The organism is Sodalis ligni (genome assembly GCF_016865525.2).
GTDB lineage: Bacteria > Pseudomonadota > Gammaproteobacteria > Enterobacterales > Enterobacteriaceae > Acerihabitans > Acerihabitans ligni.
In genome coordinates, this window is sequence record NZ_CP075169.1 from 6400208 (window position 1) to 6419475 (window position 19268).

A 19268-nucleotide genomic window follows, 5' to 3' on the forward strand; every position below is an offset into this window, starting at 1 on the left:
CTTAACAATAATAAATAGTTTATAAACGAAGTGATTGGAGAAGTAATATTAGGCTTAATATTACTTTATAGTACTAGTATGTTGATTTTAAATAATTTTATTTTTATTAAATGACTCTTTTCTAAAAAAAACGCTAGAAATTGTAATTTATCCCCAAAGAGAATGCATAAATTTCATCCCCATCGACCATCGGACTGTCACGAACCGTTGAAGGCAGGAAATTGCCCCTTGCGCTGGCATACGTATCCCACCGCTCGGAGAGCTTATAGTCGGCGGTCAGGGAAACATAAGGCGTAATATTCGCCGAAGGTCGGTATTCGCTCAAGCCGCTGCGGCGGGCCTCCATGGACGATACGCCGTAATAGTAGCGGGTTTGCTGGCCGTTGGCCCCATCCACGCCGAACTCCGGTATGACCGTCAGCATGCCCAATCGCACCTGATTCAGATAGGAGATATTAGCCAAAACACCCCGGCTGTTATTCAGGATATCCCCCCCCAGCTGGACATGCACAGCCCCCATCCGGGGGGTGCGCTGATAGCTTATACCGGACATCACCGTGGACCGGCGATCGTTCAGCCTGCGCATCGCCGTATTGCTCCCCGGCTGGACTTATACTCCTGATCCAGAAAAACGCTTTTAATTTCAGCTCATTGGCGTCATCGTTCATAAGATAGCGCCCGGCATCATCCCCTTGGATATACCAGGTATCATCGTCATAGTTGATTACCGGCCAAACCGAATGATCGTCTCTGTCCACCTTATAGGGTGAGGTGGTCAGAAAACCGCCGATACCCAGAGCGATATCCGCCGCCCAACCGTATACGGGGCTAATAAAACCAAGAAAACTACGATTTGTTTAGGCGTTTTCATCGTTTGGTTATGGTGTGATCCTGATAATACGTTTTCTTACTTAGTGCTGCCGCTATGAATCCGCCAGCGCGTTTCCCGCGGGTCTGTGATTCACTCCGCCAGGGTGTCCAAGGTCTGATGCAAAGAACGGCCCATATTGTCTTTAAGCGTCGGTCAATCAAAAGAAATTTACACTTCTATTCAAATCAGCTTTTGACCCTGCCCTTAGGGAAGGTGTAAATTCTTTTTAACACTTTCTTTGCAAAGAAAGCGGCTTGAATCGGCTGTGCATTCTTTTCATTGCGAGGATATTTGAACATGAAAAATTTATCGGCTTACGCCATAAACACAATATTACTGGGCTCAGCCCTGGCTGCGTTCAGCCAGTTCTCTTATGCTCAAGATCAATCTTTTCTGGCAAAAAATGGTCTGGAAAATAAGACAACGCCACAAATGGTGGAATATATCAATCGCCTGCAGCAGGATCGGCCATTGAACTTTTCCGCCGCCGTCACCAGTACCGAACTTACCGTATCGGATGGTAAAGAAGCGCATTCTTACCCTCTCGGCGATAAGTTTTATCTGTCATTCGCCCCTTATATTACCTACACCCATCCTTGTTATAACCATAATCTGTCATCCTGTACCGGAGAATTAAAAAATACCGCGTTCAAGGTAAAAATCATCGATCAACAGGGTAAGGTCATTGCCAGCAATAACATGACCAGTTATCAAAACGGTTTTATCGGCGTCTGGCTGCCGAGAAATATTACCGGAACCATAAACGTGACCTACAACGGTCTTTCCGCCGTGACTCCTTTCGCCACAGGAAACGATAGCCAAACCTGCCTGACCAATGTGAAGCTCGAGAAAACAATTTAACGGTCGTTCTGGCGGGCACTTTTAAATTTGAACGCTCGCGTAAGTTATCCGGACGATGAAGTATTAAAGGTTTCCGCCATGCCGGATAACCTGTTGACGTGTACTGCAACACCCTTTCGGGGGAGCCGGATGATTGTTACCGCCGTAGGCGGCATCCGGTTTTCCTGGATGACATCAACAGGAAACCGCTATGCGATATATAAAACTCGGCAATACCGGATTGGACGTTTCACCCATCGCCCTTGGCTGCATGACCTATGGCGAACCGAACCGTGGCCATCCGGTATGGTCACTGGATGAAGACGCCAGCCGCCCTTTGATTAAACAGGCGCTCGAAGCAGGGATCAATTTCTTCGATACCGCCAATATGTACTCCCAAGGTTCCAGCGAGGAGATCCTCGGCCGGGCTTTGCGGGATTACGCCGATCGGGATAGCGTGGTTATCGCCACCAAAGTGCGCCATCCCATGCGCGCTGGTCCCAACGGCGCCGGACTGTCGCGTAAGGCGATTTTCACAGAAATCGACCATAGCCTGCGCCGGCTGGGGACCGACTATATCGATCTTTACCAGATTCATCGATTGGACAACGCGACTCCGCTGGAGGAAACCCTTGAAGCGCTAAACGATGTGGTGAAATCCGGTAAGGTGCGTTATCTCGGCGCATCGTCAATGCATGCCTGGCAATTCAGCAAGATATTACATCTGCAGCGCCAGCACGGCTGGGCGCGATTTGTCTCCATGCAGGATCATTACAATCTGCTGGCGCGGGAAGAAGAGCGTGAAATGCTGCCTCTTTGCAAAGATGAGGGCATCGGCATCATTGTCTGGAGCCCGCTGGCCCGCGGGCGTCTTGCCCGGGAGAGTGGCGCCGCCACCGGCCGTTCAGGCAGCGACCCTTTTGCCGATATGCTCTATACCCAGGAAAAAAGCGATGGCGCCATCGTCGATGCCGTGGCGGCCGTCGCCCGTGCAAGGGGCGTTAGCCGGGCGCAGATTGCCCTGGCCTGGCTGCGGCGAAACCCGGTGGTGGCGGCTCCGCTGGTGGGCGCCGGCAAGCCCTCTCATATTGCCGATGCGGTGGCGTCGCTGGACATCGTCCTGACCGAGGAGGAAATCGCCGCCTTGGAAACCCCTTACACGCCGCGTGAAGATTTCCAGGGAGTGTCGGACGATGCCCTGTTGGCCCGCATCTCGGCCCGCATCGGCATCAAACCCGCCGGGGCCTGACGGCGTGAAGCCAATGCGTTTATTGCGCATTGGCTCAATTAAATAAAAGAGCATGCCCTGATGTCCTTGGACTAATACGAATCACTGGAAGAAACCGCCTACCTCTTGCGCTCATCGGCGAATGCCAGGCATTTAATAAAATCCATTGAGGAATTGCGTGGTGGATAATAAGGAGTTGAGCGAGAACCTGAATAAAATAATTTTTTCAAGCCAATCATGGACCGATTATCTTTATTGGCAACAGACCGATGAGAATATTCTTAAGCGAATAATAGTCTATTCCGTTTTATTACAGATTTAGCGCCGCTTTTGCGCCACGCTATGGATAAGGTCGTCCAGCCGGGACAGGAATAGCGCCAGAACCGGTGACGAATTTGACCGGCTGTAACCCGCCACCAGATCAATCCTTGGCGCTTCTCCGGCCAGGGGGCGGCTTACCACTGACCAGGGCATCAGGCTCTCGACGTAGGCGGGGATCAGTGTCAGGCCCCGGGTCGATGCCACCAGCGACATGACCTTGGCGGGATTATCCACTTTTTGCGCCGGTATAACCCTTATCCCGGAGCGTGCGAGGTAATCCTCGATGGCGGCGCGCAATACGACGGCCTTATCGGCCATACCGATGAAGGGATGATGGGCAAGGTCTTGCGGTGAAATACTTTTGCGGGAAGCCAGCGGGTGGTCACTGGGCATCAGCACCACCAAAGGTTCCGAATCCACCACCCGGTAGGCGAGATCGAAACCGGGCTCGGCGCGCAGAAATGCCAAATCCAGCTTACCCTTTGCCAGCGCTTCGGCAAGGTCGGGTGAATAATCGCTGGAAACGGTGATATCAATGTTAGGTAATTCGTCGCGCAAAATATGCATGGCTTCAGGCAGCCACTTCATTTCCTGGCCGGTAAGAAACCCCAGCACCAAACGCTGCTTTAATGGCTGAGCCGCCCTGCGGGCCGCTTCAACGGCGGCATCCACCTGATTCAGCGCCAGCCGCGCGTGGCCGATAAAGGCGTGGCCGGCAGCGGTCAGCTCTACGCCGCGGGGACCGCGAATCAACAATGTGGCTCCTACCTGCGCCTCCAGATCCCGTATTTGCCTACTTAGCGACGGTTGGGAGGTGTGCAGCCTTTTTTCCGCCGCGACGGTCAGGCTACCGGTCTCGGCGACGGCGATCAGATAACGAAGATGACGCAGCTCCATATACTTCCTTTTATTTCGTTGCCCACAGACCCATGCTTTTCAGGCATGCCTGCCAGCTTATAAAGTCTTTTTCCTCGTCGATATTAAATCTTACATTGCTCTACATGGCGGTCTGGTAGAGCACTTCCCACGTCGCGGGATAATCGCCTGCGGGACATGGCCCCATACATTTCAACTATACCACCGGGAGTCTGAAAATGATCAATCTCACTGGCAAGACGGCGCTCGTTACCGGCGCATCACGCGGCATCGGTCGGGCATGCGCGCTGGCGTTGGCTCACGCCGGCGCCCAGGTGCTGGTACATTACAGCAGCGGCGAGCTGGAGGCGCAGGCCATCGTCGACGAAATTCGTCAGGGTGGCGGCAAAGCGGAGAAGCTGGCGGCCGACCTGGCGGCGCCGAACGGCCCGCACGAACTGGCCCGGCGCGTTCGGGATATTATCGGCGGCAGATTGGACATTCTGGTAGCCAACGCCGGGATATCCAAGGCCGCCGCCATTGAGGATACCACCGTGGAGGATTTTGACGCCCTGTTCGCGGTGAATGTGCGTGCGCCCTATTTTCTGGTGCAACAACTGCTGCCGGCGATGTGCACGGGCAGCAGCATTATCCTGCTATCGTCCCTCGCCGCCCATGCCAGCGTCGGGACGCTTTCCGCCTACGCCGCCACCAAAGGCGCTATTGATACGCTGGTGAAGCACTTTGCCGCCGCCCTGGGCGAGCGCGGTATACGAGTCAATGCCGTCGCTCCCGGCGTGGTGCCCACCGACATGTCCAATTTTGCCAAGACCGATGCAGGGCGGGATTTCACGCTGGGTATGCAGGCTATCAAACGCATGGCTCGGCCTGATGATATCGGCGCGGTGGCAGCCTTTCTGGCGTCCGATGATGCCCGCTGGATCACCGGGGATACGCTGCGGGCGGACGGCGGCTCGAAGCTCTGAGTCCGTTCCCGACCATGCCTGTTAGGTGTGAATGTTTGCTGAAAACGTCTTCCGCACCGGCACGCCTTCGCATACCGGCATGTAGGAAGATAACGTGAAATCTCATTAATCATCTGTGTTTAGAGGATAAATCATGTCGCAACTTCCCGTTGTTCTCGTCACCGGCGCCCTGACCGGAATCGGTCGCGCCACCGCCCTTGCCTTTGCCGCATCCGGAGCCCGCCTTGTTATCTCCGGCCGTCGACCCGCCGAAGGCCTAGCCCTCGAAGCCGAACTGCGCCAGCTCGGAGCCGAAGCGATTTTCATTCAGGCGGACGTTCGTCGCGACGACGATGTTCGCCATCTGGTGGATGCGGCCGTGGCACGGTTCGGGCGCCTCGACGTGGCGGTTAATAATGCCGGCACCGAAGGCCGACCGGGCCTGATCGTTGATCAAACCGCTGAGAGCTATGCCGCCACTTTTGACACCAACGTGTTGGGCACGTTGCTCAGTTTAAAACATGAGCTGCGTATACTCACCGCCCAGAAAAGCGGCAGCATCATCAATATCTCTTCATCCTATGGCCATGAAGGCGCGGCCTATGCCTCCGTCTACGCCGGCAGCAAGCATGCGGTCGAGGGCATCACCAAGTCGGCCGTGCTGGAAGTGGCCGCCACCGGTGTGCGGGTTAATGCAGTGGCGCCGGGGCCCACTGAGACCGGCATGCTCGATCGGTTTACCGGTACACCGGAAAACAAGGCTGCCCTGGTCTCCGGCGTACCTTTGGCACGCATCGGTAAGCCCGAGGATATAGCCGCAGCGGTGCTTTACCTCGCCTCCGACGGTGCTGCTTTTGTCACCGGTCATATCCTCACCGTAGACGGTGGTAAGACCGCGGGCTGATCCCGGTTTGAAAAAGCCGTGTTTTCCCTGAAAAGACCTTATGGAGCCATCATGAAACTCTATCAATCCGCTTCATCGCCCAATTCACGCCGTGTCCGTATTTTCCTGGCGGAAAAGGGCATTCATTTAGACATTATACCGGTGAATCTCGGCGCCAAGGAGCAGTTTGGCGCTGAATATCGCGCCATTAACCCGCGCCTGCAGGTGCCGACGCTGGTGCTCGATGACGGCACGTCCATCGCGGAAGTCCCGGCCATCTGGCGCTACCTTGAAGAGACCCATCCCGGGATGCCGTTGCTGGGCTCGTCAGCCAAAGAGAAAGCGCTGATCACCATGTGGGAACGACGAGTGGAACTTGACGGTTTCGCTGCGGTGATGGAAGCGGTGCGCAATACCGTGCCGGGGCTTGAGGGCCGGGCGCTGTCCGGCCCCTATGACTACGAACAGATCCCGGCACTGGCTGAGCGCAGCGTTTTGCGGGTCAAGAACTTTTATGACGATATGGAAGGGCGCCTGGCCCTAACCCCTTTTATCGCCGGAGAGATTTTTTCCGTTGCCGACATCACGGCCATGGTCACGGTGGATTTTGCCACCGGCGGCATCAAGTTGCCTGTCCCAGACGATCGCCCGGCGCTGGAGCGTTGGTATCAATCGGTTTCCTCGCGTTCAAGCGCCGGCGCCTGAACCAAATTGCAGCAGGGAGCATTTATGTGTCGGTGCTCGATGCATGGGGCGGCAAAGAACATTGAAGCGCCTATGCTTGGTATCGATTACGGATGAAGTATGCAACAGACCGCGGGCGGCGCGTTCAATCATAGGGGCGAATTTTTTTCATCCCGCCCCGGCGGGAAAAGATTCGCCATTTAATATGAACTCAGATTTACCGCGACCTCTCTCCTTGCTCCCACTCGGGGCTATAGCCCCCTAGCGCCGGGTGATACATTTCGTCGCCGGAATGTTGGGTAAACTCAACATTGAGGCGGTCGGCTCGCAGGCCCAAAATTTCGATGCAATGCGCACAGAGCGCTTTTGCCACTTCCATTCGCAGTTCAGGAGTTCTGCCTTTTCTAATATCCAGCATCATTACGGAAACCGGGGTCGGCTCGCCCCCGATATCCGGTATCCGCCATACCCCGCCTTCGCCCAGTTCACGAATGGCAACGCTGATGCGGCGAATATCCACCGACATCATTTGGGCATAGGTTTCGCTGATTTTCGCCGCAAGACGTTTTTTGTCCGCCACCGGGTAATGACCGTTTACGTCAAGTTGAAGATAAGGCATGTTCGACCTCCGGATGAGGGCCCTCATGACACGAAAGCAAAGCCGTTGCCAGGGTCGCGCCAAGGGCGTTAGGGAAAAGATACATGCATATGCCAGTATTCGTCAATCATCTTCAAAAAGCATGTGTTTAAGGCCGATATAAATCGGAGGCATACCCCGCCATCCCTGACGGCTATGGTTTTATCTAAGATTAATCTGTGATCTTGCCTACAAAATCTTCTTATCAGTCTTGTATGGTAGATGGACAAGTGCGTATATTTGCGCTGCCTCATTAATCATTAGCATCAATCATTAATTAATCATCATTAAGCGATGTACTTATGTCATTTTTGGCAATGTCATGAAATTCGCAACTTTCCCATAAAAAAGATGAGGGAAATTTTATGAAAATGTAAAAAGAAAAGCTAACGATAACATAATTACAACCTAAAAATTTTTATAGGTAAAAGCGATGACTTTCGTTGGGATAGTCGTGCTTTAAGCCTAAGCGATTATATGGTTTGGACAGGGTTGGCCCGGATATTCAGGCACTGGCATGCTTGGTAAGGTCATTATAAAGCGATGCTATTTAAAATTTCTTTCACACGGAACGATTATTAAAAATGAAAAATCCATATTAGGGATTTCTATTGGCCTGGTGTTGAGTGGTGTTTCTTTTATCTCGAATGCAGAAATTACCTTGCTAAAGCAAGATCCACAGCCTTATGACTTATTGAGCCGTCTCACCTTCCAGGTGGGGGGAAGCATCCGTCCGCAAATGAACCAGGTAACCGGTCAAAGATCCTATAAGGATAATGGTTTTGACGGCGGGGTTCGGTTTTGTTTTTTTTCTTTTTATTATTTTTTCGGTGACGTCAGCTGGATAATTACTACGAATTGGGTGTGAATATCCCCGCGGTCCTGGATTGGGATAACCATCATGCCGATGGAGCAAATAATACTATCCGCCGCCAGCTTTATACCGGTTTCAAAAGCAAAACCTTCGGCCAGTTAACCTTCGGCCAGCAGCTTAGCGTTTATTATGATGTGGTTGGGGCTAAAACCGACGTATGGGATGATGATATGCTCGCCCAGGCGCCGGGCAACGGCGTCAACGGCGACTATGACGGTTCTTACCGTTCTCGCAAGCAGTTGAAATACAAAGTCAGCGCCGGCAACGCCGATCTGTATGCCGCCTATTTGTTTTCTGATGAAGACTATTTGACGCCGGATAATTTCCACTACAAACGTAAAGGCGGCGGTTCGTTAGGCATCAACTATCATTTGACGCCCACACTGAGTTGGGGATTGGCATACAACTACACCAGCGCGGAAATTAAAGATCCGGTCAGCCACAAGTCGAATGATTATAATCAAAGCATTACCGGTACCGGCTTAAGCTGGACGCCCGGTCATTGGATGCTGTCCGCCACCGGTGGCTTATATCAAAACTTCTTAACCACCAAAATCAAAAATACCAATGATTACTTTGCCGGTAATGCTTATGGTATTGAATATTTTGCCGGCTACACCTTCCCAATTGATAGCTACGCGGTTAAAACAATAAAACCTTATGTTATGGGTGACCGTCTGGAATATATAGATGATCGCAATTATGAAAAACGAGATAATGGCGTAGGTATCTCGTTCCAATTGAAATATGGCTTCCGTGTTGACTATGAACACGTCATTACCAACGCCACTGGTCAGGATTATGGTACAAATATCATCCGTGCATGGTACGATTTCTGATGCTGCCGCAATGAGATTGCTTATATTATCGTGAAAATAGCAAAGATAACCAAACGGGCCGGGTGCGCCGCGAACCTCCGCATGGCGTGCCCACCGTTTCGTTATCTTGCTGAGGAGAGCGTCCAAGCTGGTTAGCGCCGATAAGGCAATTGTCATACCGTCAATATACATAGTAGGATGACTCTTCATGTATCGAAATAAGCCATCCAGACCGTCATGCCAAAAGCATTTGATTTCAACAACCATGAACCAATTAATCTGCAAGTTTACCGTTTTTTACGTAATGAAATAATCTCGTGCTCTATTGCTCCCGGCAGTGTGTTATCGGAAAAAGAGATTTCACTCTATTTAGGCGTGTCGCGTCAGCTGATCAGAGAGGCCTTCATCAAACTGGCTGAAGCCGGTCTGGTCCAAATCCTTCCTCAGCGCGGTACGTTTGTGCGGCGTATTTCCGCTAAGCGCGTCGCCGAAGCGCGTTATATCAGGCAGGTCATAGAGTGTGCCGTGGTGCGGCGCGCCTGTGCATGTATTACCGACGAACAGGTGCTGTCGCTGGAACATAATCTTCGCCGTCAGGCGCTGGCGGCGGACAATGATAAGTTCAGGGAATTTTTTGACCTTGACGATAGTTACCATCAGGCGCTGGCCGATATCGCCGAATGCCAACTCGCCTGGAAGACCATAGAATCCATCAAGTCCACCATGGACCGGGTGCGGTATCTGAGTCTGAGCGTTGTCTCGCCGCCCCGGGACCTTATCGCGGAGCATTATCGCATTTTCGACGGTCTGAAAAAACGGGATGCCGATGCCGCAGAGCAGGCGCTCCGGCGCCATCTTGGACACATGATTCTATCCATTGATCCTATTGCCGCACAAAATCCTGACTGGTTTGAAGGATAACGGTCGAAGTGACCAGCAGACATTCTCCTTACCCATGTCCCCCTCTTTACCACTTATACTGGTAGGTTATAAGTATATAATGAATTTATCTTTTGAATGGTCCGCTGATAATCTAAGGCCCGGTCACTACTGGAGCAGGAGGTTTCATGTCCATTCACTTATTGCATTCATTACCCGAACGTTTTCTTTTACCTCGTGAACCTCTGGGTCTGCTGCCGGGGCTGATCTTAGCCGGCGCACTGACGGCGGCGGCCATCTGGACCGGCAATATTCCCTTGATCACGCATTTGGGCCTGGGTGCGCTGACGCTGGCGATTATTTTTGGCATTATCGCCGGTAATACGATTTATCCCTGGCTTCAGCCGGCAAGCCATAGCGGCGTACTTTTCGCCAAGCAGCGGCTGCTGCGTATCGGCATCATTCTGTATGGCTTTCGGTTAACCTTTCAGCAAATCGCCGATGTGGGCGCCACCGGTGTCGTCATTGATCTTTTAACCCTGAGCAGTACCTTTTTGCTGGCCTGCTGGCTGGGCCGAAAGGTGTTTGGCATGGATAGCCAGACCGTTATGCTTATCGGGGCTGGCAGCAGTATCTGCGGCGCGGCGGCGGTAATGGCCACCGAACCGGTACTAAAGGCCGAAGCCAGTAAAGTCACGGTCGCCGTGGCCACGGTGGTAGTGTTCGGTACCTTGGCCATTTTTGTTTACCCCTGGCTGTACCGCCTCAACCTACACTATCATTGGCTGTCGTTCAGCGAGCTCTCTTTCGGTATTTACGCCGGTTCCACCATTCATGAAGTGGCGCAAGTGGTCGCCGCCGCCCATTCCATCAGCCCCGAGGCGGAAAATGCCGCCGTGATTACCAAAATGATTCGCGTGATGATGCTGGCGCCCTTTTTAGTACTGGTTTCCGGCTACCTCAGCCGCCGTCACCACGGCATTACCGACACCGCTGGAAAATCGGCCATTACCATCCCCTGGTTCGCGGTGGTCTTTATTCTCGTGGCGGCATTCAATTCCTTTCACCTGCTGCCGGCGGCGCTGGTGAATCAACTCATTACCCTGGATACGGCCATGCTGGCCATGGCCATGGCGGCGCTGGGCCTGACAACCCATGCCGGCGCTATTCGGCAGGCGGGACTAAAACCTATCCTGCTCGCCACCCTGCTGTTTATCTGGCTGATTATCGGCGGCGGGGCAATTAATCAGCTGGTACGGCACCTGATTTAATTGCGTTTGACAGACAAGCCCAGCTTCCTTTCGGCCAAGCTGTGAGTCTACAGCTTCCAGTTCAGACCGCCCAGCTTGGGGGCGAATTCAAACAGCTCGGCGGCGGCATCGGACTGCTGCTGCTGAAAGATAATCCGTTCTCCGGCCAGGCGCCCCATTTCATGAGGATTTTGGTCGATGGAGGCGATGCGTTTACCCGCCAGCAGCGGAATTTCATTTAGGTCAAAGCCCACAAAACCGATATTATCCCGGGACAGGGCGGCCCAGTCGTCCAACGCTTTAATAACGCCGATGGTCATCAGGTTGTTGGTGACAAAAACGGAGTCAAAGACGATGCCCTCTTCCAGCAGCTGGCGAATCGCCGTATAGCCGCCTTCGATTCGATTATTGCCGTATTTGACCTTGGCGATATCCAGCAGGCCGGTTTTATTCACCGTGGCGGCGAACCCTTCCAGGCGTTTTTCGCTGGTAGGGTTCGGCGAACCGGCGATACAGACGGTTTTCCGGTAGCCGGCGGAGGTGAGGTAATTGGCCGCCAGCGCCCCGCCGGCGAAGTTATCCGTCAGCACCGTATCGTAGCGATTGTCCGGCAGGGAGCGGTCGACAATCACCACTGGAATACCGGCCTCGGTGAGTCCCGAGAGATCGGTGGCGTCCGAGGCCGGGGCGATCACCACGCCGCCCACCCGTTCGGCGATGGCGACATCCAGATAATGCCGCTCTTTTTGCGGATCGTCATCGGAACTGCCGACAAACACGCAGGTATTGCGCGGCAGGCAAATCTGTTCCAGACCGCGGGCTAAACGGGTAAAAAAGGAGTTTTCGAAGTCCGGGACAATCAGTGCCCACAGATGCGACGTGGTCAGCCGCAGGCGCTGGGCCGTACGGTTCGGCCGAAAGCCAAGAATGGCAACGGACGCCAGTACGCGTTTAGCCAAATCCTCACGCACTTTTTGACCGTTCGTCACCCGCGAAACCGTTGCCACGGAGACATGGGCGTGTCGGGCTACGTCGTAGATAGTTACAGCTCGATGATCAATAGTCATTAGTGGTTTTATTCATCGCGTGCGGGGCCCGGCATAAAAAGCCGGGCCGGCCAGACTGCATTAAATCGGCGTTGTTATATTTCGCGCGCGGCCCATTTCACCATGCGCTCCCACATCAATCCGTAATTTTCCCACTCGTGAAGATTACCACACCAGTGATAGACAGGATCGGTGGTATAGGTGACGGAGCGGCCTTTACCGGGTTCCGCGACGGCCATAAACACATCGCCGCGCGTTTCCATCAAAAGCGTCGAGTCGGATTTCAAAAACACCCGATTATAACCGAGAATGATGCGATCTTTATCAAAAGTAACGCCCTTTAAGATGGGATGTTCAGGCACCAGGACATCCAGCTTGGCGCCGTCGGGCACTTCGATGCGGTCATCGATACCGCGTTCGCAGGTGACCGGCAATACAGCCTCTATCGGCGTGCCTCCCCATAATCCCTTACCCTCGATACCGGAATAGGTGGTATATCCGCCGGCCATGATCAGTCCGCCGCCGTTTTCGACCCATTTGCGGAAATTACCGATGCGGTCCGGCCCCATAGGGACTATACGCTCGCGGTTGCCGGGCAGCAGCGCGAAATTATTGTAACCGGTATCGCTGAGAATAATGACGTCCCACTGGGAGAAATCCTCTTCCGTCATGGGAAATTCCGCGCGGATACGGTCGGCGGACATATGGGTCAGCGCAATACCGGGACGGGGCGAGAGCGCATCGCGCAATACCTTGGCGGAATCGCGATAGTAATTAAGAATAAAAGTATCAATGCCTTTGGCGGATATTAACGTTTCCGTTTGGGTATCGCCGCAATATAAAACACGAATGGACATTTTTCTCTCCTGTATAGGGAATTAGCGTTAAGCGTCGGTAAATATCAGCCCCCGGGCTGATTGAAGCGAAGGCCGTCATTGACGGTGAATTTTTCCAGTCCGTTGGGCTGCATGCCCCATGCGCTGAGGATTTTTTGATAGCTGCCGTCTTTTTGCATCTCGCCCAGCGCGGCCTGTACGGCATCGCGCATGGCGGTATCGGCGCGGCGGAACGGCATGGCGTTATATCCGGTGCCGTATTGCTCAAACGCCAGCACTTCCAGACCGGCGGCGTCAGGGGAGGTTTTGATCACGTAAGCGGCCACGCCGTATTGATACATGGTGGCATCCGCCCGGCGGGTACGAACCTGTAGCAAGGCCTGGTTGATATCCTGGAAAACCTGAATGTCGATTTTGGTGTCGCACTTTTTATTTTGTGCCTCCACCAATCCCTGCATAACGCTGCCTTGCAGCAGGGCAACGTGTTTACCGCACAAATCGCCGATTTTCTTGATGCCGGAGGGATTGCCTTTGGCCACCACGATGGCGTTGCCGTCGGTGGAATAATCAACAAAATCCACCTCTTTTTCCCTCGCAGGCGTATCCCCCATGGCGCTGAGGGCGGTGTCAATCCTGCCCGCTTTTATCGCCGCCAGGATGCCGGGGAATTTCAGCGTCTGCCATTTGGCGTGCAGCCCCAGTTTGGCGGCGATGGCGTTGCCTAAATCGATATCCAGGCCCACCAGGGTCAGCCCGTCCTCGCGATAATAGGAGTAGGGCGGCGTGCCGGGATCGGTGCCGATGGTAAAGGTCCCGCCGGCATGGGGCACTTTGCCGGCCAGGTCGGGTGAGGCGTTGACGCTTAACGGCTCTCCTTTGGGACCGATGCTCAACTCCGCGGCGTAAGCGGCGTGAGCGCACCAGAATGTCGCGACGACCAGCGTTGTCCGCCAGGTATTGACGAATAAGCTCATGGTGTAAACCTCTTATGGACCGCATGCCGCGGTGGATTAGCCGGCCATCCCCGGCCGGTTGTTGAGAAAACGGATTCAGCCGGCCCGGCGGGCTGCGCATCCTAGTGAAAAATGCTCATTGATATAGGGGTCGCCGTCGCGTTCGATAAGGTCGGCCACCGCCACCCCGACGGCGGGTGACATTTTGTAGCCGTGCCCAGAGAAACCTGTAGCGATAACGATGCGTTTGGTTTCCGGGTGGTAATCGATTACCGGGCGATCGTCGCCGGTAAAACCGTCCAGATAAACGCCGCTGCGCACCGGTTGATGATCTACCCCCTCCAGCAGGGTGCCTGCAACACGCCGCATAATGGCGGTGTCGGCGTAAGAGACCGTTCTGTCCACCGCAGAGGGATCAATATCGCTGAGATAATTCACCGGCGGCATGATTTTAATGGTCCAGCCATCCATGCACGGAAAACCTGAGTAATCGATTTCTGACGTGCGCCTGATACAGACCGGAAAGCGGGACGGCAGATAAGCCTGCTTATCATCGATACCAAACCAGGTCCCTACCAGACGGCGGGCGATGAAATGAGGCGAAGGAACGTCAATCATGCGCGTTCCCCAGGCGCCGCTGGTGACCACCACGCGGTCAAAGCGCCGGGTATTGCCGTCACAGGTGACATCGACCCCGTCGGCATGGGGATGGATACGGGTTACCTCGCAGCCTTGATGCAGCGTCGCCCCGGCCGCCAGCGCGGCCTTTACCGCGGCTCTTACTCCCAGCTCAGGCCGCAGCAGGCCGCCGTCGAGATCAAGCAGGGCAAATTCGCCGCCGCTTAAACGGTGCTGGGGAAAACGGGCGCGCAGCGCCTGCTCGTCCAGCACTTCATGGCGCACATTATGTTCCCGCGCCCCTGCCAAGGTGCCGGTGAGCCACTCCGCACCCTTTTCACCGATGTACAGGCAGCCGATGGGAAAATGGAATTGGCGTTCGGAGGTGGACTGAAGCTCGCGCCACAGCGCCAGGGAGCGTTTCAGTAAGGGAATATATTCCGCGCCTTCCTTGTAGGCGAGGCGGAATATCCGCGATTCAGCGCCGTGGGCGCTGGTATCATGGGGTACGCCCATGCGATCGAAACCGGTAACCTGATACCCGCGTTGAGCCAACTGCCAGAGCGACATGCTGCCCATGGCGCCGACGCCGACGACCGCGACTGTTTGCGATGACATGATGAATCTCCTGTAAAAAAGAACTGTGGTGACGTATAGGGTGACGCAAGCCGCGCTATTTGATTTTTGACAGGAACGCCCGCGTTCGCGCATGCGTCGGCGTGTTGATCACCTGGGCGCTGGGACCTTCTTCCACAATGCATCCGCGATCCATAAACACCACCCGATGGCTCACCTCGCGCGCAAACCCCATTTCATGCGTTACCACCACCATGGTCATTCCCTGCCGGGCAAGCAGGGTCATTACCGACAGCACCTCATGCACCAGTTCCGGATCCAGCGCGGAGGTCGGCTCGTCAAACAACAAAACCTTGGGTTTCATCGCCACCGCACGGGCAATGGCGACCCGCTGCTGCTGCCCCCCCGACATCTGCGTCGGCCGCCGGTGGGCATAGCTGTCCATGCCCACCGATGCCAGAACCGCCATGGCATTTTCCCGCGCCTGAGCCTTTGGGATATGCAGCACGTGGCGCAGCGCCAGGGCAACGTTTTCCAGCGCGCTCAGGTGAGGGAAAAGATTGAATCGCTGAAAGACCATGCTCATGGCCGCCCGTTGACGCGCGAAGTCCGGTGCCGGCAGCTCCCACAGCACTCCATTTGTTTCCCGGCAGCCGAAACGTTCGCCATCCAGCCATACGCCGCCGCTGTCCGGCATCTCCAAAAAATTCAGGCAGCGTAAAAACGTACTTTTGCCCGACCCGGACGGACCGATGATGCATACCACTTCGCCGCGCTCCACATCCAATGAGACATTGGTGAGCACTTGGTTGGCGCCGAAGCTTTTGCAGATATCGCGCGCGCAGAGCATGGGGCGATGCCAGGACACGGGCCGCAGTATCGGATTATCTTGTGGCAGCATGGAGGTCATCATGGTTAAACCCCCGTCTCGGAGAGCAAATTACGCGTGTTTTTGCCGTCAAGGTGGCGCTCGAGCCAGTACTGCAGGCCCGAGGCTACCGTGGTGAGAATCAGATACCAGATGGAGGCCACCACCAGCAGTTCGATAACATGAAAATTCCGCGCATAAATATCTTCGGATTTGGTTAACAGCTCCTGCGCCCCGATGACTGAGACCAGAGAGGTGTTTTTCAACATGCCGATGATTTGATTGGCGGTAGGCGGGGTGATTATTTTCAACGCCTGGGGAAAGACGATAAGGGTCATGACCTTGGTTCTGCTCAGGCCGATGCTGTGAGCGGCTTCGGTCTGCCCGCTGTCCACGGCGTTCAGGCCGGCCCGCACGATCTCCGCCATATAGGCGCCTTCATTCAGCCCCAGCCCCAATACCGCGGCGACAAAGGGGGTTATCAGCACATTCACCGATATCTGCCAGTCGCCGGTGCCGATAACCGGAAATACCAGGGCGATATTGAACCAGAAAATAAGCTGCACCAGTAACGGCGTGCCGCGAAACAGCCAGATATAGAGCATGGCGGCGGCGTTTACGATGGGATAGCGGGAGAGGGACATAACGGCCAGCAGGGTACCGAGAATAATGCCCGATAGCATGGAGAGTACCGTGAGTTGCAGCGTCATGACCAGCCCGTCAAGGATGGCCCGATGGAAGAAAAAGCTGGCCATGACCGACCAGTCAATCGCTCCGCTGATGGCAATGCGTACGATGAGCAACACCAGGAGAACGCTAACCAGCGCGGTAATCAGCAGGCGTTTGCTTCGGCCTGGAATCCTGGGCTTGCCCGAAAGATAGGGCTCGGGTTTTCCCGCATACTGGGATAGGGGTTTTGCAGTCACTCGCTACCTCACTTGCTGGTAAGTAAAAACGAATTTCCAATGTCTAGAAATCGATTTCTCATTGATGGCGAATTTCTCTTGAAAAGACGTTGCTGCACGCCATCAGAATATGAGTAATCGATTTCTTGTCAATATGGTGCCAGAGGGAAAAAGCGGTAAAAATGGGATTGGGATAGGGATTCATGCTGCGGTAAACCGATTTATAAAATATTTAGAACCAGTAATAGGGATTGCATCTGTGGTGATTACGTCTTGGCAACATAATCAACGATATTATTGTGCTTAATTTAACCAATTTATAGCAATGGAATCTATGCTGTTTTTACTTGTTGAAATTTCGATGAATTTTCAAATTCTATTATTGAGAAGGATATAGATAGTTTTCCAATGATAATCGGGATACACATCACATTTTCTTATTTCATCATGCCTGAAAAGAAGATCCTATGCTTTCCTAAATTTGTTTAAAAAAGAGGATGGCACTTACTGACAACGGGAATGTTATTATCCAATTGGGAATCTTTAGGTAAAATGCGGACATTCAAATTCGGGATATTTTACTCAGATACTCTTTTATGGTCTCGATATACGCCCAGGAATATCAATTAGTTATAACATTGTTCAAAACTACCCGTATTTCAAAGGGGATTACCCAGGGACAGCTTGCCGACGCTTTGGGTCGCCCGCAATCATTTATTGCAATAGTGGAAAACGGTGAAAGACGATTGGATATCGTTGAGTCTGTTCATTTGTCTCAAATGCTGGGGATTGAGCCGGAAATCATGATCAATAAAATCCCCCGTAAATTCAGTCCGCTTTACCCGTTGTAATAATCGGATAACGGAGGTTTCAATACCTATCAATCTAATGAAGCGCCAAGCGTCGCGATAAGCCCCCTGAACCACTGCTGAGCCGGATGCGGATCGCTGCGCCGGTGCCAGATCAGGTGAAAATCAATGGACGGCAGCACAATCGGCGGCGGAAACAGGACCAGATCCCGTTGAACGGACGAATGGAGCACGACCCGCTTCATTACCGTTGCCGTCATGTCGGTTTGAGCAATGACCGCGGGAACCGCGAGCATTTGCGGCAGGGTCAATGCCAAGGTGCGCTGCTTGCCCATCTGCGCCAGCGCCTGGTCCACCAGGCCGTAGCGATCCCCTTCCGGCGACACCAACACATGGGACAGGGCCAGGAAGGCATCCATACTCATTCCCCTCTTCGCCGCGGCGCTGTCGCGGCGAACAATGGTCACGAATTCATCCCGGAAAATGGACTTGGTTAATATGCGGCTCTCCGTGCGTCGCGGGGGTACCCCTACCGCCAGATCGATGGTCCCCGCATCCAGCAGGTCCACTGCGCTATCCCGGCCGTTGAACGCATGCACGTTTAATGCGACGCCGGGGGCCCGCTTTTCCAGCGCCCGCGCCAGCGCCGGTAGCAACACAATGGCCGCATATTCGGACATCCCGAGGGTAAAGGTAAGCGACATCCGTTCGGGTATAAACTCCGGTTTTTCCACCAGGGCCGCCTCTATCTGCCTTAGCGCCTGGGAAATAGGGTTGGCGATATCCCTGGCGAGGGGTGTGGGCAGCAAGCCGCCCGCGCTGCGCAGGAACAGCCGATCGTCAAACAGCTGGCGCAGGCGCGACAGCGCCGCGCTCATTGCCGGCTGACTGACCCCCACGCGCGCCGCCGCGCGGGTCACGTTACGCTCAATCATCAGCGCATCAAACGCCGCCAGCAAATTTAAATCGATACCATGAAAATCCATATTTCAAATAATCATTCATATTGGATATTTGTTAGACAAATTTTAACGGGTTATACAGAATTGGCCATGGGTTCTTATAAATTCAACGAGGATGAGAGGCATATGACCGACACCAACACGCTGGCCGATACCGAACGACTGAAAATTGAACGTCAGGCGGTGGAAACGCTGTATCGGGCGTTCAACGACAAAAACCCGGATCTGATGGATATCGCCGTCACCGCCGATTGGGAAGACATTCCGCTGGCGCCCGGCCAGGGACCCGGCCCGGAAGGACTAAAGCCGATCATCGGTCTTTTTTTACAGGCCATGCCCGATGTCAATATCATCGTCCATGATCTGATCCAGGTCGCCGGCCGCGCCGCCGTGCGGGCGGAAATTACCGGCACACATCTTGGCCCGCTGTTCGGTATTCCGGCCACCGGAAAAAAGGTCAGCTTCAGTATCCATGAGTTCCATGAATTCGAAGGAGAGCGTATCAAAAGAACCTGGCATCTGGAGGACTGGTTCGGCCTGTTCCAGCAGTTGGGCGCCTACCCCCCGTTAGGTAATCATTGATGGCGGGC

General features: G+C 54.0%; 19 protein-coding genes and 2 pseudogenes. 11 read left to right on the forward strand and 10 right to left on the reverse strand.

What is annotated here, in order from left to right; translation table 11 throughout:
* Positions 1 to 133 precede the first annotated feature (133 nt).
* A complete protein-coding gene (locus GTU79_RS29740; protein WP_214513609.1) occupies positions 134 to 586 on the reverse strand; it encodes a MipA/OmpV family protein in 453 nt (150 codons plus the stop codon).
* Positions 587 to 1168: 582 nt separating this feature from the next.
* Between GTU79_RS29740 and cueP the strand changes: the two genes are divergently transcribed.
* From cueP to GTU79_RS29755, 3 genes and pseudogenes are all read left to right on the forward strand, one after another.
* On the forward strand, positions 1169 to 1732 hold the full coding sequence (gene cueP, locus GTU79_RS29745) for a copper-binding periplasmic metallochaperone CueP (protein ID WP_203524236.1): 564 nt from the start codon (positions 1169 to 1171) through the stop codon (positions 1730 to 1732).
* A gap of 190 nt (positions 1733 to 1922) precedes the next feature.
* Positions 1923 to 2960 carry an aldo/keto reductase gene (locus GTU79_RS29750; RefSeq protein ID WP_203524237.1) on the forward strand — a complete coding sequence of 346 codons (1038 nt, stop codon included), beginning with the start codon at positions 1923 to 1925 and terminating at the stop codon, positions 2958 to 2960.
* A gap of 75 nt (positions 2961 to 3035) precedes the next feature.
* A pseudogene (locus GTU79_RS29755) lies at positions 3036 to 3128 on the forward strand (type II toxin-antitoxin system Phd/YefM family antitoxin); the annotation flags it as partial.
* 129 nt (positions 3129 to 3257) lie between these two features.
* Here GTU79_RS29755 and GTU79_RS29765 read toward each other — a convergent pair.
* Positions 3258 to 4157 carry a LysR family transcriptional regulator gene (locus GTU79_RS29765; protein WP_203524238.1) on the reverse strand — a complete coding sequence of 300 codons (900 nt, stop codon included), beginning with the start codon at positions 4155 to 4157 and terminating at the stop codon, positions 3258 to 3260.
* Positions 4158 to 4354: 197 nt separating this feature from the next.
* Here GTU79_RS29765 and GTU79_RS29770 point away from each other — a divergent pair, with 197 nt between their 5' ends.
* The 3 genes from GTU79_RS29770 to GTU79_RS29780 all read left to right on the forward strand — a co-directional run bounded on the left by GTU79_RS29770 (position 4355) and on the right by GTU79_RS29780 (position 6668).
* The gene (locus GTU79_RS29770; RefSeq protein WP_132924099.1) at positions 4355 to 5101 is read left to right on the forward strand and encodes an SDR family NAD(P)-dependent oxidoreductase; all 747 of its coding nucleotides are present in this window, start codon (positions 4355 to 4357) and stop codon (positions 5099 to 5101) included.
* A gap of 133 nt (positions 5102 to 5234) precedes the next feature.
* Positions 5235 to 5984 carry a glucose 1-dehydrogenase gene (locus tag GTU79_RS29775; protein ID WP_203524239.1) on the forward strand — a complete coding sequence of 250 codons (750 nt, stop codon included), beginning with the start codon at positions 5235 to 5237 and terminating at the stop codon, positions 5982 to 5984.
* A 51-nt stretch (positions 5985 to 6035) separates the two neighbouring features.
* Complete coding sequence (locus GTU79_RS29780) at positions 6036 to 6668, forward strand: glutathione S-transferase family protein (RefSeq protein WP_203524240.1); 633 nt, start codon at positions 6036 to 6038, stop codon at positions 6666 to 6668.
* A gap of 196 nt (positions 6669 to 6864) precedes the next feature.
* Here the strand turns inward: GTU79_RS29780 and GTU79_RS29785 are convergent, their stop codons facing one another.
* The gene (locus GTU79_RS29785) at positions 6865 to 7266 is read right to left on the reverse strand and encodes a tautomerase family protein (protein ID WP_203524241.1); all 402 of its coding nucleotides are present in this window, start codon (positions 7264 to 7266) and stop codon (positions 6865 to 6867) included.
* Positions 7267 to 7861: 595 nt separating this feature from the next.
* On the opposite strand from GTU79_RS29785, the pseudogene GTU79_RS29790 reads away from it, so the two are divergent.
* From GTU79_RS29790 to GTU79_RS29800, 3 genes and pseudogenes are all read left to right on the forward strand, one after another.
* Positions 7862 to 8997: pseudogene (locus tag GTU79_RS29790) on the forward strand (porin).
* A gap of 216 nt (positions 8998 to 9213) precedes the next feature.
* Positions 9214 to 9897 (forward strand): GntR family transcriptional regulator, encoded by a 684-nt coding sequence (locus GTU79_RS29795; RefSeq protein ID WP_203524242.1) that lies wholly within the window; start codon positions 9214 to 9216, stop codon positions 9895 to 9897.
* Positions 9898 to 10043: 146 nt separating this feature from the next.
* Positions 10044 to 11126 carry a YeiH family putative sulfate export transporter gene (locus GTU79_RS29800; RefSeq protein ID WP_203524243.1) on the forward strand — a complete coding sequence of 361 codons (1083 nt, stop codon included), beginning with the start codon at positions 10044 to 10046 and terminating at the stop codon, positions 11124 to 11126.
* Positions 11127 to 11173: 47 nt separating this feature from the next.
* Here GTU79_RS29800 and GTU79_RS29805 read toward each other — a convergent pair whose 3' ends face one another.
* From GTU79_RS29805 to GTU79_RS29830, 6 genes are all read right to left on the reverse strand, one after another.
* Complete coding sequence (locus tag GTU79_RS29805) at positions 11174 to 12094, reverse strand: LacI family DNA-binding transcriptional regulator (RefSeq protein ID WP_253073458.1); 921 nt, start codon at positions 12092 to 12094, stop codon at positions 11174 to 11176.
* A gap of 152 nt (positions 12095 to 12246) precedes the next feature.
* Entirely contained in the window at positions 12247 to 13008 is a 762-nt protein-coding gene (locus tag GTU79_RS29810; RefSeq protein ID WP_132924092.1) for a glutamine amidotransferase, read from the reverse strand.
* 44 nt (positions 13009 to 13052) lie between these two features.
* Positions 13053 to 13961: an ABC transporter substrate-binding protein gene (locus GTU79_RS29815; RefSeq protein ID WP_132924091.1), complete on the reverse strand. Its 909-nt coding sequence runs from the start codon at positions 13959 to 13961 to the stop codon at positions 13053 to 13055.
* Between the two features lie 75 nt (positions 13962 to 14036).
* On the reverse strand, positions 14037 to 15176 hold the full coding sequence (gene solA / locus GTU79_RS29820) for an N-methyl-L-tryptophan oxidase (RefSeq protein ID WP_203524245.1): 1140 nt from the start codon (positions 15174 to 15176) through the stop codon (positions 14037 to 14039).
* A 55-nt stretch (positions 15177 to 15231) separates the two neighbouring features.
* Positions 15232 to 16044: an amino acid ABC transporter ATP-binding protein gene (locus tag GTU79_RS29825; RefSeq protein WP_476749684.1), complete on the reverse strand. Its 813-nt coding sequence runs from the start codon at positions 16042 to 16044 to the stop codon at positions 15232 to 15234.
* 5 nt (positions 16045 to 16049) lie between these two features.
* Complete coding sequence (locus GTU79_RS29830; protein ID WP_203524246.1) at positions 16050 to 16928, reverse strand: amino acid ABC transporter permease; 879 nt, start codon at positions 16926 to 16928, stop codon at positions 16050 to 16052.
* A gap of 575 nt (positions 16929 to 17503) precedes the next feature.
* On the opposite strand from GTU79_RS29830, the gene GTU79_RS29835 reads away from it, so the two are divergent.
* Complete coding sequence (locus GTU79_RS29835; RefSeq protein ID WP_203524247.1) at positions 17504 to 17758, forward strand: helix-turn-helix domain-containing protein; 255 nt, start codon at positions 17504 to 17506, stop codon at positions 17756 to 17758.
* Positions 17759 to 17787: 29 nt separating this feature from the next.
* Here GTU79_RS29835 and GTU79_RS29840 read toward each other — a convergent pair whose 3' ends face one another.
* On the reverse strand, positions 17788 to 18702 hold the full coding sequence (locus tag GTU79_RS29840; RefSeq protein WP_203524248.1) for a LysR family transcriptional regulator: 915 nt from the start codon (positions 18700 to 18702) through the stop codon (positions 17788 to 17790).
* Positions 18703 to 18804: 102 nt separating this feature from the next.
* On the opposite strand from GTU79_RS29840, the gene GTU79_RS29845 reads away from it, so the two are divergent.
* Complete coding sequence (locus tag GTU79_RS29845; RefSeq protein ID WP_203524249.1) at positions 18805 to 19260, forward strand: ester cyclase; 456 nt, start codon at positions 18805 to 18807, stop codon at positions 19258 to 19260.
* Positions 19261 to 19268: the final 8 nt, after the last annotated feature.

Excerpts from the sequence above, each read along its gene's own strand:
- GTU79_RS29795 (WP_203524242.1), top strand. The coding sequence starts at position 9,214 with ATGCCAAAAGCATTTGATTTCAACAACCATGAACCAATTAATCTGCAA.
- GTU79_RS29825 (WP_476749684.1), bottom strand. The coding sequence starts at position 16,044 with ATGACCTCCATGCTGCCACAAGATAATCCGATACTGCGGCCCGTGTCC.
- GTU79_RS29835 (WP_203524247.1), top strand. The coding sequence starts at position 17,504 with ATGGTCTCGATATACGCCCAGGAATATCAATTAGTTATAACATTGTTC.
- GTU79_RS29740 (WP_214513609.1), bottom strand. The coding sequence starts at position 586 with ATGCGCAGGCTGAACGATCGCCGGTCCACGGTGATGTCCGGTATAAGC.
- GTU79_RS29815 (WP_132924091.1), bottom strand. The coding sequence starts at position 13,961 with ATGAGCTTATTCGTCAATACCTGGCGGACAACGCTGGTCGTCGCGACA.
- GTU79_RS29770 (WP_132924099.1), top strand. The coding sequence starts at position 4,355 with ATGATCAATCTCACTGGCAAGACGGCGCTCGTTACCGGCGCATCACGC.
- GTU79_RS29750 (WP_203524237.1), top strand. The coding sequence starts at position 1,923 with ATGCGATATATAAAACTCGGCAATACCGGATTGGACGTTTCACCCATC.
- cueP (WP_203524236.1), top strand. The coding sequence starts at position 1,169 with ATGAAAAATTTATCGGCTTACGCCATAAACACAATATTACTGGGCTCA.
- GTU79_RS29780 (WP_203524240.1), top strand. The coding sequence starts at position 6,036 with ATGAAACTCTATCAATCCGCTTCATCGCCCAATTCACGCCGTGTCCGT.
- GTU79_RS29775 (WP_203524239.1), top strand. The coding sequence starts at position 5,235 with ATGTCGCAACTTCCCGTTGTTCTCGTCACCGGCGCCCTGACCGGAATC.
- GTU79_RS29845 (WP_203524249.1), top strand. The coding sequence starts at position 18,805 with ATGACCGACACCAACACGCTGGCCGATACCGAACGACTGAAAATTGAA.
- GTU79_RS29840 (WP_203524248.1), bottom strand. The coding sequence starts at position 18,702 with ATGGATTTTCATGGTATCGATTTAAATTTGCTGGCGGCGTTTGATGCG.
- GTU79_RS29800 (WP_203524243.1), top strand. The coding sequence starts at position 10,044 with ATGTCCATTCACTTATTGCATTCATTACCCGAACGTTTTCTTTTACCT.
- GTU79_RS29765 (WP_203524238.1), bottom strand. The coding sequence starts at position 4,157 with ATGGAGCTGCGTCATCTTCGTTATCTGATCGCCGTCGCCGAGACCGGT.
- GTU79_RS29810 (WP_132924092.1), bottom strand. The coding sequence starts at position 13,008 with ATGTCCATTCGTGTTTTATATTGCGGCGATACCCAAACGGAAACGTTA.
- GTU79_RS29785 (WP_203524241.1), bottom strand. The coding sequence starts at position 7,266 with ATGCCTTATCTTCAACTTGACGTAAACGGTCATTACCCGGTGGCGGAC.
- solA (WP_203524245.1), bottom strand. The coding sequence starts at position 15,176 with ATGTCATCGCAAACAGTCGCGGTCGTCGGCGTCGGCGCCATGGGCAGC.